Raw genomic sequence first — 1,010 nt, forward strand, 5'->3', positions numbered from 1 at the left:
AGCAGTCCGCCGCGAGGCCGCGCAGGCGCAACAGCATGGCGATGCCCTGGCCCAGGCCGAGAAGCTGGAGAAACTGCTGTCCAGCCGCGAGGGCATCGCCAACTACGTGTCCTACGTGGGCACCGGTTCGCCGCGCTTCTACCTGCCGCTGGACCAGCAGCTGCCGGCCACCAACTTCGCCCAGTTCGTGGTATTGGCCAAGGACATCACGTCGCGCGAATGCACCCGCGACTGGTTGCTGCACGAGGTGATCCCGAAGTTCCCGGACGTGCAGATGCGCGTGACCCGCCTGGAGAACGGCCCGCCGGTGGGCTACCCGGTGCAGCTGCGGGTGTCCGGCGAACACATCGCGCAGGTGCAGGCCATCGCACGCCAGGTCGAGGCCAAGGTGCGCGGGAACCCGCACGTGATGAACGTCAACCTGGACTGGAGCGAGCCGAGCAAGGTGGTGCGGCTGGTGATCGACCAGGAGCGCGCCCGCGCGCTGGGCGTGAGCAGTGCACAGGTCAGCCAGTTCCTGTCCAGTTCGCTGGCTGGGCAATCGGTGAGCGTGTACCGCGAAGGCAACCGCCAGATCGAGATGCTGCTGCGCGGTCCCGCCGATGAGCGCGACCAGGCGGAGCTGCTGTCGAGCCTGGCCATGCCCACGGCCAACGGCGGCAGCATCACGCTGTCGCAGGTGGCGACGATGGAGTATGGCTTCGAGGATGGCATCATCTGGCACCGCAACCGCCTGCCGACGGTGACCGTGCGTGCCGATATCAGCGATGGCATGCAGCCGCTGGACGTGGTGCACCAGATCCTGCCGACGCTGGACGGCATCCGTGCCGAACTGCCCAACGGCTACCTGCTGGAAACCGGTGGTACGGTGGAGGATTCGGCACGTGGCCAGAACTCGATCAAGGCCGGCATGCCGCTGTTCCTGGTGGTGGTGGCCACGCTGCTGATGCTGCATAGGCGGCCCGCGCCGCCTGGCAGCGTGGACTCAGCGCGGCCGGCAGCAAGGGCGA

General features: G+C 67.7%; 1 protein-coding gene. It reads left to right on the plus strand.

Annotation, left to right across the window (positions count from 1 at the left end; genetic code table 11):
- Positions 1–1,010: efflux RND transporter permease subunit (locus tag ACQKDV_RS19720; RefSeq protein ID WP_427785904.1), on the plus strand; the 1,010-nt coding region annotated here is incomplete at both ends.

Origin of the sequence: Stenotrophomonas sp. NPDC077659 (genome assembly GCF_050268705.1) — a bacterium.
In the GTDB taxonomy this organism is placed as follows: domain Bacteria; phylum Pseudomonadota; class Gammaproteobacteria; order Xanthomonadales; family Xanthomonadaceae; genus Stenotrophomonas.